Below are 12996 nucleotides of genomic sequence, written 5' to 3'. Positions count from 1 at the left end.
ACTGCGGCTAAAAGATAACTAATGTAGAATGCACATAGTTTAAGAGAATCTCATCAGGCGTTGCAAATCCACTATGGAAATTAAGAAACACGCGAGCCTTAAGGCTTTTCACACGTTCGGTATCGAACAGACTTGTGCTTACCTTGCTGTTGTTGAATCAATTGACGATGTTATACAGCTATTCAACGATGCAACTTTTAAAGGCTTACCAAAACTGTTCTTGGGCAAGGGCAGTAATATGCTCTTTACCCAACATTATGAGGGCGTTGTTATCATCAACCGCCTTTTGGGTAAAACTGTCACTGAAACAGAGAGTCATTATTTGATTCATGTCGATGGAGGTGAAGATTGGCCTGCGTTAGTGGAATGGTGTGTAAAACAAGGGATTGGTGGTGTTGAGAATCTTGCGTTGATTCCGGGTTGTGCCGGGTCTGCTCCTATCCAGAATATTGGTGCCTATGGTCTAGAGTTACAAAATATCTGTGACTATGTCGATGTATTGGATCTCACAACATTTGAAATACGGCGCATGAACTCCGTAGATTGCGAGTTTGGTTATCGAGATTCAATTTTTAAGCATGCGCTGTATGAGAAGTGCTTTATTACGGCTCTTGGATTGAAGTTACCTAAGCAATGGCAAGCGATTAATCAGTATGGTCCTCTACAGAGCATTCCAGAAAATGAGCTTAGTCCACACTCTATCTTTGAGCGGGTATGTCAGGTGCGAATGGAAAAATTGCCAGATCCAGCCAAAGTCGGAAATGCAGGTAGCTTTTTCAAAAACCCAGTGATCACGCAAGATCATTATGATCAACTCATTTCGCAACATAGCAGCATGGTGGCTTACCCTGCCGTAGGAGGGATGAAAGTTGCAGCAGGATGGCTAATCGATCAATGTGGTTTGAAAGGTGTTTCCGTTAATGGTGCGCAAGTAAACCCATTGCAAGCGCTCGTTTTAACGAATGTTAATAACTGTAGTGCAGATGATGTTGTTGCGTTGGCATCTTTAGTTAAGAGAGCGGTGTGGGATAAGTATCAAATTGAGCTTGAACATGAAGTGCGTTTTATGGGCAGCAAAAAGGAAACCAACCTGGCTGAAATAGAGGCAGGGAGATGAGAAAAGAACACTCAGCAAAATTGCATATTCTTAGATCATTAAGTGATGGCGGCTTCCACTCAGGAGAAGCGCTCGGGAACGAATTAGGCATCTCTCGCGCGGCAATCGCTAAGCACATAAAAGGGCTGAATGATTGGGGAGTGGATATTTATCGAATTCAAGGTCGTGGCTATCAATTAGCGCAGCCTATGCAGCTTCTTGATGAAGAGAGACTAACAGCCAGTGTGAATACTCAAGTTGAACTGATTTCTGTTATTGATTCGACAAACCAGTATCTATTGGAGAGAGTTAGTGAATCAGACAAAGGACGAGTTTGTCTCGCGGAATATCAAGCACAAGGTCGAGGTCGACGTGGACGTCAATGGGTTTCGCCTTTCGGTACGAATCTTTATTTTTCAATGTACTGGCGTTTAGATGCGGGCATGGCAGCAGCTATGGGGTTGAGTCTGGTGATTGGTATTGCTGCGGTAGAAGCGCTTGAAAAAATGGGCTTCGAGGGCGTAAAACTGAAATGGCCAAATGACATTTACTACCAAGACAAAAAACTCGCAGGCATTCTCGTAGAGATGTCTGGTCAAGCAGGTGCTGCTGCGCATCTTGTTATCGGTATGGGGCTCAATATCGGCATGCCGGACCAACAACCAAGCATTGACCAACCGTGGACCAGCTTAAATCAAGTGAGTAATGGGCAAGCGATTGATCGTACTCAACTCGCCATTCATTTAATAGAGCAATGGAAGAGTGCGCTTGAAGAATATGAAATGACAGGGTTGAGTGGATTTGTTGAGCGCTGGAATCGCTTGGATAATTTCCTTGGTAGGTCAGTGAAATTACTCATGGGACCAAGGGAAATTTATGGTGTTGTAAAAGGTATTGATCAGCAAGGTGGTGTCGTGCTTGAAACGGAAAGTGGTTTGGAGACCTTTATTGGTGGGGAAATTTCCTTAAGAAAGCACGACTAGTTTTTTGTAACGCAAGCTAGAATCTATTACTTACGTAATGAGACTCTATCGACAAGATGATTAGCACCTTTGTGTAATATCAAATGGGCTCGCTCCCGAGTAGGTAGAATATTCTGATCTAAATTGAGCCCGTTAATACTTTTCCAAATGTCTTTGGCTTTGCTTTTTGCTGCATCGGTTGAAAGTTGCGTATAGTGACTGAAATAAGAGCCAGGTTTGGTAAATGCCCCCTGCCGAAATTTCAAGAAACGTTCGATATACCATTGTTCAATGGTTTCTGTGTCAGCATCGACATAAATTGAAAAATCAAGAAAGTCAGAAACAAACACACGATGCGGATCGTGTGGGTAGTCCATACCGCTCTGTAATACGTTTAGCCCCTCAATAATCAATACATCTGGTCTATCGACAGTCTTAAGATCTTCAGTGATGTCGTAAGTTATGTGCGAGTATAGCGGGACAGTAAGGTTTGGCTTACCTGCTTTTACGTCAGAGACAAACTCGACTAAGCGTTTGATGTCATAGGATTCCGGAAACCCTTTTCGATGCATGATCCCTTTTTGCTCTAGAACTTTTTTTGGATACAAAAAACCATCCGTTGTCACAAGTGCGACTTTAGGATGATTCTCCCAGCGAGAGAGTAGAGCCTCGAGAATGCGCGCGGTTGTACTTTTACCAACGGCGACACTTCCTGCGATACCAATCACGAAAGGGGGGGCATGCTCTTCTGTATTTAGAAATTGCTGCAACACACAATTGCGACTTTGACGTGCTTGTACATACAAGTTGAGCAAACGAGACAGCGGTAAATAGATTTCTACAGCTTCCTCCATCGTGAGGTTTTCATTAATGCCCTGCAGGGCGATAAGGTCGTCTGCAGAGAGTGTCATCGGAACCGAATTACGAAGTTCAGCCCATGCGGCACGATCGAATGACAAAAATGGACTCATGGATCTCGTTTATCCTTGCTTTTACAGAGAGCAAAAACATACATCAAGCATCGAGTAAAGCAAATGAGAAAGCGGGAAAGTTTGTCGTAAAAAGCGAGGTTTGTATGATTTTGCAGCAACCGACAAGAAAAAAAGGATTTTTGCGATTTTTTTTGAATTTACTATTGCAAGCAGGAAAATCATTCAATAGAATGCGCACCACTTATGCCGACTTAGCTCAGTAGGTAGAGCAACTGACTTGTAATCAGTAGGTCACCAGTTCGATTCCGGTAGTCGGCACCATTTTCTCCTTGCTTTAAGCAATTTGTAGTGAAAATGGCGAAAAATTTGGAGGGGTTCCCGAGTGGCCAAAGGGAGCAGACTGTAAATCTGCCGGCACTGCCTTCGATGGTTCGAATCCGTCCCCCTCCACCATATTCTTAAGGAAATAGCTCTCAGAGTTACGTGTTGCGGGCATCGTATAATGGCTATTACCTCAGCCTTCCAAGCTGATGATGCGGGTTCGATTCCCGCTGCCCGCTCCAATCAAATTTGAGTGCTGATATAGCTCAGGTGGTAGAGCGCATCCTTGGTAAGGATGAGGTCGGCAGTTCGAGTCTGCCTATCAGCACCAGCTCTCAAGTTTATTTCCTTTTGATATAAGATTTACCAATTATCTTTTTTGGTTGCGTGGTCAATTCGGGCCACCTAAATCCGTACCTAGAGGGACAACTCATGTCTAAAGAAAAATTTGAACGTGTAAAACCGCACGTAAACGTTGGTACTATCGGCCACGTTGACCACGGTAAAACAACTCTAACTGCAGCTATCTGTACTACACTTGCAAAAGTATACGGCGGTGCTGCTCGTGACTTCGCATCTATCGATAACGCTCCAGAAGAGCGTGAGCGCGGTATCACAATCTCTACTTCTCACGTAGAGTACGACACTCCAACTCGCCACTACGCACACGTAGACTGTCCAGGACACGCGGATTATGTTAAAAACATGATCACTGGTGCTGCACAGATGGACGGTGGTATCCTAGTTGTTGCTGCAACAGATGGCCCAATGCCACAAACTCGTGAGCACATCCTACTAGGCCGTCAGGTTGGTATCCCTTACATCATCGTATTCATGAACAAATGTGACATGGTTGACGATGAAGAGCTACTAGAACTAGTAGAAATGGAAGTTCGTGAACTTCTATCTGAGTACGATTTCCCAGGTGATGACCTACCAGTTATCCAAGGTTCTGCACTAGGCGCACTAAACGGCGAAGAGCAGTGGGAAGCGAAAATCGTTGAACTAGCAGAAGCTCTAGATACATACATCCCTGAGCCAGAGCGTGCAGTAGATATGCCATTCCTAATGCCTATCGAAGACGTATTCTCTATCCAAGGTCGTGGTACAGTAGTTACTGGTCGTATCGAGCGCGGTATCCTAAACGTAGGTGACGAAGTTGCTATCGTTGGTATCAAAGACACTACTACAACTACATGTACTGGTGTTGAAATGTTCCGTAAGCTTCTAGACGAAGGTCGTGCTGGTGAGAACGTTGGTGCACTTCTACGTGGTACTAAGCGTGATGACGTTGAACGTGGTCAAGTACTAGCTAAGCCTGGTTCAATCACTCCACACACTAAGTTCGAGTCAGAAGTATACGTACTTTCTAAAGATGAAGGTGGTCGTCACACTCCATTCTTCAAAGGCTACCGTCCACAGTTCTACTTCCGTACAACTGACGTAACTGGTGATATCTCTCTACCAGAAGGCGTAGAAATGGTAATGCCTGGCGACAACATCCAAATGATCGTTGAGCTAATCGCTCCAATCGCAATGGATGAAGGCCTACGTTTCGCTATCCGTGAAGGTGGCCGTACAGTAGGTGCTGGTGTTGTTGCTAAGATCTTCGCTTAATTCTTAACGAATTGCCGAATGTCTTCTGAAAATCTTCAATTAGATTTGACGAACCAGTAGCAAAAAGGGCATCATTTGATGCCCTTTTTCTGCACTCAACATTATTTTAGCTGTTTTCTTGTTCAGAATTGGGTTGAGCGCAGAGCAAGATTAGGCAGAGACGCTTAATCTTAAGAGAGTAACGCTGATTTTTTCAGCGATATGGAGTTTGCCCTGCAACAGCGGGGTTGTTGTCGTCTATATTAAGACTTGTGACAGGTTGGTTTTATGAAAGCAAATAATGCTGAAACTCCTGATAGCTCGAACGCAGCAGATACGTTTAAGTGGATTGCCGCTTTCGTATTAGCAGCGGCCGCTGTTGTGGGTAATTACCTGTATGGTGAAATGTCTGTAGTTGTTCGCGCTGCAGGCGTTGTTGTTCTAATTGCAGCTGCTCTTGGCGTTGCAGCAACAACGACTAAAGGTAAAGCAGCGATCAGTTTTGCAAAAGAATCTCGTATGGAAGTTCGTAAGGTTGTTTGGCCGACTCGCCAAGAAACCATGCAAACAACACTGATCGTTTTAGCTGTAAGTATTGTAATGGCTCTAGTGCTATGGGGTATTGACGGCATCATGGTGCGTCTAGTAGCTCTAGCAACTGGGGTATAGAGGGTTTTAATTCATGAGTGAAGCTCAAAAAAAACGCTGGTATGTGGTTCAAGCCTTCTCTGGATTTGAAGGTCGTGTAGCTCAGTCTCTTCGCGAGCATATCAAAATGCACAGCATGGAAGAGCTATTCGGTGAAGTACTTGTTCCTACTGAAGAAGTAGTGGAAATGCGCGCTGGTCAGCGTCGTAAATCTGAACGTAAGTTCTTCCCTGGTTACGTCCTTGTTCAGATGATTATGAACGATGAATCATGGCACTTAGTACGCAGTGTGCCGCGTGTCATGGGCTTCATTGGTGGTACCTCAGATCGTCCAGCACCTATCACAGATAAAGAAGCTGACGCTATTCTTAATCGTCTTGAGAAAGCAAGCGAAGCACCTCGTCCACGTACTATGTACGAAGCGGGTGAAGTGGTACGTGTTAATGAAGGTCCATTTGCTGACTTCAATGGTACTGTTGAAGAAGTGGATTACGAGAAGAGCCGCCTGAAAGTGTCTGTGTCGATCTTTGGTCGTGCAACACCAGTTGAGCTTGATTTTGGTCAAGTTGAAAAGCTTGATTAAAAAAACACCTTTTTAAGGGTTGTCTAAGGCGCGAATTATGACTATAATTTCGCGCCTTTTTACTTCTCTTGAAGTAAAAAGTTTTTTACATAAACGGGGAGCTGATCGGTGATTAGCGTTTGTACCCAAACTTAGGAATTATCATGGCTAAGAAAGTTGAAGCTTACATCAAGCTACAAGTTGCAGCTGGTATGGCGAACCCAAGTCCACCAGTTGGTCCTGCACTAGGTCAACACGGTGTTAACATCATGGAATTCTGTAAAGCGTTTAACGCAAAAACAGAATCTCTAGAGAAAGGTCTACCTACTCCAGTTGTTATCACTGTATACAATGACCGTTCTTTCACGTTCATCACTAAGACTCCACCTGCTGCGACTCTTCTTCTGAAAGCTGCTGGTATCAAGTCTGGTTCAGGTCGTCCAAACACTGAAAAAGTGGGTACTGTTACAGAAGCTCAAATCCAAGAAATCGCAGAAACTAAAGCTGCTGATATGACTGGTGCTGACATCGAAGCGATGAAGCGTTCTATCGCTGGTACTGCTCGTTCAATGGGCCTAGTGGTAGAGGGTTAATAAGATGGCTAAACTAACTAAGCGCATGCGCGTAATCCGCGAAAAAGTTGACGTTACTAAAGAGTACGAAATCAACGAAGCTGTTGCACTTCTTCAAGAACTAGCAACTGCTAAATTCGTAGAGTCTGTTGACGTTGCTGTTAACCTAGGCATCGATGCTCGTAAATCTGACCAGAACGTACGTGGTGCAACTGTACTACCTCACGGTACTGGCCGCGACATCCGCGTTGCAGTGTTCACTCAAGGTGCAAACGCTGAAGCAGCTAAAGAAGCTGGCGCAGACATCGTTGGTATGGAAGATCTAGCTGAGCTAGTGAAAAAAGGCGAAATGAACTTTGACGTAGTTGTTGCTTCTCCAGATGCAATGCGCGTTGTAGGTCAACTAGGTACTATCCTAGGTCCTCGCGGTCTAATGCCAAACCCTAAAGTTGGTACTGTAACTCCTAACGTTGCTGAAGCGGTTAAGAACGCTAAAGCTGGTCAGGTTCGTTACCGTAACGACAAAAACGGCATCATCCACACTACTATCGGTAAAGCAACTTTCTCTGCTGAGCAGATCAAAGAGAACCTAGAAGCACTTCTAGTTGCTCTTAAGAAAGCTAAGCCATCTTCAGCGAAAGGTACTTTCCTGAAGAAAGTAAGCATCTCTACTACTATGGGTGCTGGTGTTGCTGTTGATCAGGCTAGCCTGAACACTCAAGCATAATTTATTTGCTTAGGCGCAAAATTTGTGTATAATTTTGCGCCTAATATTTGTGGTTGGGGCTGAACTTTGGTTCTTCAAACTATTCACTAGTTTGAAGTAAATTAAGACCCAGTCTCCGTCCAAGACCGTAGGTGTCTATTTTTATAATAGTCTTAATCATCCTACGTAGATGGTGCCCGAACTGACAGAAAGCTCTATGTATATAGTTAACTTTCTTCTGGGAATGCACCTAAATAGCTCTCACTGTCGTGATGATAGTGAGTGGTGTAACGACAACCAGGAGTAAATCCAAGATGGCTTTAAACCTTCAAGACAAAAAAGCAATTGTTGCTGAAGTCAACGAAGCTGCCAGTGGTGCACTTTCTGCAGTTGTAGCTGATTCTCGTGGCGTTGAAGTTGGCGCAATGACTTCTCTACGTAAACAAGCTCGTGAAGCTGGCGTTTACATGAAAGTCGTGCGTAACACACTAGCACGTCGTGCGGTTCAAGGTACAGACTACGAATGTCTAACAGAGACATTCACTGGTCCTACTCTGATCGCATTCTCTAACGAGCACCCAGGTGCTGCAGCGCGTCTTTTCAAAGACTTCGCTAAAGAGAATAAAAATTTCGAGATCAAAGCTGCTGCATTTGAAGGCGCTCTAACTGACGCTGAAGTACTAGCAACACTACCAACTTACGACGAAGCAATCGCACGCCTAATGATGTGCATGAAAGAAGCTTCTGCTGCTAAGCTGGCGCGTACTATCGCAGCTATCCGCGATCAAAAACAAGAAGCAGCGGCATAAGCCTTGCTTTTTACTGGTTGCTTAATAAACTTATTGTTGACTTAAAAGAGAATTGTTATGTCTATTACTAACGAGCAAATCCTAGACGCAATCGCAGAAATGTCTGTGATGCAAGTTGTTGAACTAATTGAAGCAATGGAAGAGAAATTCGGCGTTTCTGCAGCAGCAGCTGTAGTAGCGGGCGGCGCAGCAGCTGGTGCAGCTGTTGAAGAGCAAACTGAATTCGACGTAATCCTAACTTCTGCTGGCGCTAACAAAGTTGCTGTAATCAAAGCAGTACGTGGCGCAACTGGTCTAGGCCTTAAAGAAGCTAAAGCTCTAGTAGACGGCGCTCCAGCACCTCTTAAAGAAGGTGTTGACAAAGCTGAAGCTGACGCTCTTAAAGCTCAGCTAGAAGAAGCTGGTGCAGCTGTTGAAGTTAAGTAATTATTACTTAATTTCCTAGCCTAACGGCTATTGGCTGGTGGTTTTTTAACCACCGGCCTTTTTGCGCTGTAGGGTATAGGCGAATTTTCCCGCTGTTTAAGCGCCTAATATCCAAGCAAAAACCGTTTCATTCATACGAAATGAAACGTCACTACAGTAAACAGCTATTTAGTCACTGTCCCTTACCCCCCTTAAGTAACTAGGAGCGGGCGGACAGTTTGGGTCACTTATCAGCGAGCTGAGGAACCCCATGGTTTACTCTTATACCGAGAAAAAGCGCATCCGTAAGGACTTTGGTACTCGTCCACAAGTTTTGGACATTCCATACCTGCTATCGATCCAGCTCGATTCGTTCGACAAATTTATCGAACAGGATCCTGAAGGTCAATACGGTCTTGAAGCTGCTTTCCGTTCTGTATTCCCAATTCAGAGCTACAACGGCAATTCTGAGCTGCAATACGTTAGCTACCGTCTTGGTGAGCCAGTTTTTGACGTTAAAGAATGTCAAATCCGCGGTGTAACTTACTCAAAGCCACTGCGCGTAAAACTGCGCCTAGTGATCTTTGATAAAGACGCACCAGCAGGTACTGTAAAAGACATTAAAGAACAAGAAGTCTACATGGGCGAAATTCCGCTTATGACAGACAATGGTACCTTCGTAATTAACGGTACCGAGAGGGTTATCGTATCCCAGCTGCACCGAAGCCCAGGCGTGTTCTTCGACAGCGATAAGGGTAAGACCCACTCTTCAGGTAAAGTTCTATACAACGCACGTGTTATTCCTTACCGTGGTTCATGGCTCGACTTCGAGTTTGATCCTAAGGACAACTTATACGTTCGTATTGACCGCCGTCGTAAGCTACCAGCATCGATCATCCTTCGTGCACTAGGTAAATCGACTGAAGAAATCCTAGATATCTTCTTCGAGAAAGTGAACTTCGAAGTGAAAGACCAAACTCTGCTTATGGAGTTGGTTCCTGATCGTCTACGTGGTGAAACTGCGTCATTCGACATTGAGTCGAACGGTAAAGTTTACGTAGAGCAAGGTCGTCGCGTAACAGCTCGTCATATCCGCCAACTAGAAAAAGATGGCGTTGATCACATCGAAGTACCAGTTGAGTACATCGTTGGTAAAGTTGCATCGAAAGATTACATCAACGAAGCAACAGGCGAGATCATTGTTAACGCTAACCAGGAAATTAGCCTGGAAGCACTAGCGAACCTATCTCAGGCTGGCCACAAAGCGCTAGAAGTTCTATTTACGAACGATCTAGACCACGGTCCATTCATGTCAGAAACACTACGTATCGACAGCACTGTTGACCGTATTTCTGCATTGGTAGAAATCTACCGCATGATGCGCCCTGGCGAGCCACCAACAAAAGAAGCTGCAGAAGCACTATTCGAAAGCCTATTCTTCTCTGAAGAGCGTTACGATCTATCGACTGTTGGTCGTATGAAGTTCAACAGCTCTATCGGCCGTGAAGATGCTCAAGAGCAAGGCACACTTGACGAGCTAGATATCGTTGAAGTGATGAAGAAGCTTATCGCGATCCGTAACGGTAAAGGCGAAGTGGACGATATCGACCACCTTGGCAACCGTCGTATCCGCTCTGTAGGCGAAATGGCTGAGAACCAGTTCCGTGTAGGTCTAGTACGTGTTGAGCGTGCGGTTAAAGAACGTCTAAGCCTAGGCGATCTTGACGCAATCATGCCTCAAGACCTGATCAACGCGAAGCCAATCTCTGCAGCTGTTAAAGAATTCTTTGGCTCTTCACAGCTTTCACAGTTCATGGACCAAAACAACCCGCTATCAGAAGTAACGCATAAGCGTCGTATTTCTGCATTGGGTCCTGGCGGTCTAACTCGTGAACGTGCTGGCTTCGAAGTACGTGACGTACACGTAACTCACTACGGTCGTCTATGTCCTATCGAAACGCCGGAAGGTCCAAACATCGGTCTGATCAACTCTCTATCTGCGTTTGCGCGTTGTAACGAGTACGGTTTCCTAGAGACACCATACCGTCGCGTTGTAGATGGTGTTGTAACGGACGAAGTAGATTACCTATCTGCAATCGAAGAAGGCCAATTCGTTATCGCACAGGCTAACGCTGCGCTAACTGAAGAAGGCGGTTTTGCAGATGAGCTGATCACAGCTCGTCAAAAAGGTGAATCTGGTCTACACCCTCGTGAGCACGCTCAGTACATGGACGTTGCGACAAACCAGGTTGTATCTATCGCTGCATCGCTTATCCCGTTCCTAGAACACGATGATGCGAACCGTGCATTGATGGGTGCAAACATGCAACGTCAGGCAGTTCCAACACTGAAAGCTGACAAACCGCTTGTTGGTACTGGTATTGAACGTAACGTAGCAGTTGACTCAGGTGTAACTGCAGTTGCTAAACGTGGTGGTGTAATCCAGTCAGTAGATGCTTCTCGTATCGTTGTTAAAGTGAACGAAGAAGAGCTAGTACCAGGCGAAGCTGGTATCGACATCTACAACCTGACTAAATACACACGTTCTAACCAGAACACATGTATTAACCAGCGCCCATGTGTGATGCCAGGTGAACCTGTATCACGCGGTGACGTTCTTGCTGATGGTCCATCAACAGACCTTGGTGAACTAGCGCTTGGTCAAAACATGCGTATCGCGTTCATGCCTTGGAACGGTTACAACTTCGAAGACTCGATCTTAGTATCTGAGCGCGTAGTTCAAGAAGACCGCTTCACGACTATCCACATCCAAGAACTTACTTGTGTGGCGCGTGATACTAAGCTTGGTTCTGAAGAAATCACAGCTGATATTCCAAACGTAGGTGAATCTGCTCTGTCTAAACTAGACGAGTCAGGTATCGTTTACATCGGTGCTGAAGTTAAGGGTGGCGACATCCTAGTTGGTAAAGTAACACCTAAAGGTGAAACTCAGCTGACTCCTGAAGAGAAGCTACTACGTGCGATCTTCGGTGAAAAAGCATCGGACGTTAAAGATACGTCACTACGTGTACCTAACTCTGTATCAGGTACGATTATCGACGTTCAAGTCTTCACTCGCGATGGCGTAGAGAAAGACAAGCGTGCGCTTGAAATCGAGCAAATGCAGCTTAAAGAAGCGAAGAAAGACCTAACTGAAGAATTCCAGATTCTTGAGGGTGGCCTTCTAAACCGTGTTCGCGCTGTATTGATCGAGGGTGGTTACTCTGAAGCGAAACTAGACACGACTGATCGTAAGAAGTGGCTAGAGCTAACGCTAGAAGATGACGCACTGCAAACACAGCTTGAGCAACTAGCTGAGCAGTGGGATGAGCTGAAAGCTGACTTCGATAAGAAATTCGAAACTAAGCGTCGCAAGATCACTCAAGGTGATGATCTAGCACCTGGCGTACTGAAGATCGTTAAGGTTTACCTAGCGGTTAAACGTCGTATCCAGCCTGGTGATAAGATGGCGGGTCGTCACGGTAACAAGGGTGTAATCTCTAAGATCAACCCTGTTGAAGACATGCCATACGATGAGAAAGGTCAGCCTGTAGACATCGTACTTAACCCGCTGGGTGTACCATCGCGTATGAACATCGGTCAGATCCTAGAAGTACACTTAGGTCTGGCAGCGAAAGGTATCGGTGACAAGATCACTCAGATGGTTAAAGAGCAGCAAGAACTAGCGAAATTCCGCGAGTTCCTACAAAAAGTTTACGATCTAGGCGACACTCGCCAGAAAGTAGACATTGCTTCTCTATCTGATGACGAAGTACGTACTCTGATCAAGAACCTACGTGGCGGTCTACCGATCGCAACGCCAGTGTTCGACGGTGCTCCAGAATCGTCAATTAAAGCGCTTCTAGAGTTAGCAGACCTACCAACATCTGGTCAGCTAAAACTGTTTGATGGTCGTACTGGTGATGAGTTTGAGCGTCCTGTAACTGTAGGTTACATGTACATGCTGAAACTAAACCACCTTGTTGATGACAAGATGCACGCTCGTTCAACTGGTTCGTACAGCCTAGTAACTCAGCAACCACTTGGTGGTAAAGCTCAGTTCGGTGGTCAGCGTTTCGGTGAGATGGAAGTATGGGCACTAGAAGCATACGGTGCGGCTTACACTCTACAAGAAATGCTAACGGTTAAGTCTGATGACGTTAACGGCCGTACTAAGATGTACAAAAACATCGTAGACGGTAACCACAGCATGGAACCTGGCATGCCAGAATCGTTCAACGTATTGTTGAAAGAGATTCGCTCGCTAGGTATCAACATCGAGCTAGAAGACGAAGAGTAATCCCTTTCTCTCTTGATTAAATTCGAGAGAATCAAAAGCGATTATTTGGTAGAAGGTGCTCACTTTAGCGAGTGAGCTCCTTTTAAC

General features: G+C 45.2%; 11 protein-coding genes and 4 tRNA genes. 14 read left to right on the top strand and 1 reads right to left on the bottom strand.

What is annotated here, in order from left to right:
* The first annotated feature begins 73 nt into the window (after nucleotides 1–73).
* Complete coding sequence (gene murB, locus VA249_RS13875) at nucleotides 74–1117, top strand: UDP-N-acetylmuramate dehydrogenase (protein ID WP_221068312.1); 1044 nt, start codon at nucleotides 74–76, stop codon at nucleotides 1115–1117.
* Nucleotides 1114–2079, top strand: a complete 966-nt coding sequence (gene birA / locus VA249_RS13870; RefSeq protein ID WP_221068310.1) for a bifunctional biotin--[acetyl-CoA-carboxylase] ligase/biotin operon repressor BirA — start codon at nucleotides 1114–1116, stop codon at nucleotides 2077–2079. Before murB ends, birA begins: the two co-directional genes overlap by 4 nt.
* 26 nt (nucleotides 2080–2105) lie before the next feature.
* On the opposite strand, the gene coaA is transcribed toward birA, so the two are convergent.
* A complete protein-coding gene (gene coaA, locus VA249_RS13865) occupies nucleotides 2106–3029 on the bottom strand; it encodes a type I pantothenate kinase (RefSeq protein ID WP_211915772.1) in 924 nt (307 codons plus the stop codon).
* A 206-nt stretch (nucleotides 3030–3235) separates the two neighbouring features.
* On the opposite strand from coaA, the gene VA249_RS13860 reads away from it, so the two are divergent.
* From VA249_RS13860 to rpoB, 12 genes are all read left to right on the top strand, one after another.
* A tRNA-Thr gene (locus VA249_RS13860) sits at nucleotides 3236–3311 on the top strand.
* Between the two features lie 47 nt (nucleotides 3312–3358).
* Nucleotides 3359–3443: transfer RNA gene (locus VA249_RS13855), tRNA-Tyr, on the top strand.
* 35 nt (nucleotides 3444–3478) lie between these two features.
* A tRNA-Gly gene (locus VA249_RS13850) sits at nucleotides 3479–3553 on the top strand.
* 13 nt (nucleotides 3554–3566) lie between these two features.
* A tRNA-Thr gene (locus tag VA249_RS13845) sits at nucleotides 3567–3642 on the top strand.
* Nucleotides 3643–3743: 101 nt separating this feature from the next.
* On the top strand, nucleotides 3744–4928 hold the full coding sequence (tuf, locus tag VA249_RS13840; RefSeq protein ID WP_221068231.1) for an elongation factor Tu: 1185 nt from the start codon (nucleotides 3744–3746) through the stop codon (nucleotides 4926–4928).
* 267 nt (nucleotides 4929–5195) lie between these two features.
* A complete protein-coding gene (gene secE / locus VA249_RS13835) occupies nucleotides 5196–5576 on the top strand; it encodes a preprotein translocase subunit SecE (RefSeq protein WP_005440549.1) in 381 nt (126 codons plus the stop codon).
* Nucleotides 5577–5589: 13 nt separating this feature from the next.
* Nucleotides 5590–6138: a transcription termination/antitermination protein NusG gene (gene nusG / locus VA249_RS13830; protein ID WP_128809893.1), complete on the top strand. Its 549-nt coding sequence runs from the start codon at nucleotides 5590–5592 to the stop codon at nucleotides 6136–6138.
* Between the two features lie 143 nt (nucleotides 6139–6281).
* A complete protein-coding gene (rplK, locus tag VA249_RS13825) occupies nucleotides 6282–6710 on the top strand; it encodes a 50S ribosomal protein L11 (protein ID WP_128809894.1) in 429 nt (142 codons plus the stop codon).
* Nucleotides 6711–6714: 4 nt separating this feature from the next.
* Complete coding sequence (gene rplA / locus VA249_RS13820; RefSeq protein WP_128809895.1) at nucleotides 6715–7416, top strand: 50S ribosomal protein L1; 702 nt, start codon at nucleotides 6715–6717, stop codon at nucleotides 7414–7416.
* Nucleotides 7417–7709: 293 nt separating this feature from the next.
* On the top strand, nucleotides 7710–8204 hold the full coding sequence (gene rplJ, locus VA249_RS13815) for a 50S ribosomal protein L10 (protein WP_128809896.1): 495 nt from the start codon (nucleotides 7710–7712) through the stop codon (nucleotides 8202–8204).
* Between the two features lie 57 nt (nucleotides 8205–8261).
* On the top strand, nucleotides 8262–8630 hold the full coding sequence (rplL, locus tag VA249_RS13810; protein ID WP_128809897.1) for a 50S ribosomal protein L7/L12: 369 nt from the start codon (nucleotides 8262–8264) through the stop codon (nucleotides 8628–8630).
* Nucleotides 8631–8880: 250 nt separating this feature from the next.
* Nucleotides 8881–12909 carry a DNA-directed RNA polymerase subunit beta gene (rpoB, locus tag VA249_RS13805; protein ID WP_221068309.1) on the top strand — a complete coding sequence of 1343 codons (4029 nt, stop codon included), beginning with the start codon at nucleotides 8881–8883 and terminating at the stop codon, nucleotides 12907–12909.
* The last annotated feature ends 87 nt before the right edge of the window (nucleotides 12910–12996 follow it).

The organism is Vibrio alfacsensis (genome assembly GCF_019670485.1).
Lineage (GTDB): Bacteria > Pseudomonadota > Gammaproteobacteria > Enterobacterales > Vibrionaceae > Vibrio > Vibrio alfacsensis.
The sequence above is the reverse complement of the archived record's forward strand: the minus strand, read 5'-3'. Positions and strand labels throughout refer to the sequence as shown.

Excerpts from the sequence above, each read along its gene's own strand:
- murB (WP_221068312.1), top strand. The coding sequence starts at position 74 with ATGGAAATTAAGAAACACGCGAGCCTTAAGGCTTTTCACACGTTCGGT.
- birA (WP_221068310.1), top strand. The coding sequence starts at position 1,114 with ATGAGAAAAGAACACTCAGCAAAATTGCATATTCTTAGATCATTAAGT.
- coaA (WP_211915772.1), bottom strand. The coding sequence starts at position 3,029 with ATGAGTCCATTTTTGTCATTCGATCGTGCCGCATGGGCTGAACTTCGT.
- tuf (WP_221068231.1), top strand. The coding sequence starts at position 3,744 with ATGTCTAAAGAAAAATTTGAACGTGTAAAACCGCACGTAAACGTTGGT.
- secE (WP_005440549.1), top strand. The coding sequence starts at position 5,196 with ATGAAAGCAAATAATGCTGAAACTCCTGATAGCTCGAACGCAGCAGAT.
- nusG (WP_128809893.1), top strand. The coding sequence starts at position 5,590 with ATGAGTGAAGCTCAAAAAAAACGCTGGTATGTGGTTCAAGCCTTCTCT.
- rplK (WP_128809894.1), top strand. The coding sequence starts at position 6,282 with ATGGCTAAGAAAGTTGAAGCTTACATCAAGCTACAAGTTGCAGCTGGT.
- rplA (WP_128809895.1), top strand. The coding sequence starts at position 6,715 with ATGGCTAAACTAACTAAGCGCATGCGCGTAATCCGCGAAAAAGTTGAC.
- rplJ (WP_128809896.1), top strand. The coding sequence starts at position 7,710 with ATGGCTTTAAACCTTCAAGACAAAAAAGCAATTGTTGCTGAAGTCAAC.
- rplL (WP_128809897.1), top strand. The coding sequence starts at position 8,262 with ATGTCTATTACTAACGAGCAAATCCTAGACGCAATCGCAGAAATGTCT.
- rpoB (WP_221068309.1), top strand. The coding sequence starts at position 8,881 with ATGGTTTACTCTTATACCGAGAAAAAGCGCATCCGTAAGGACTTTGGT.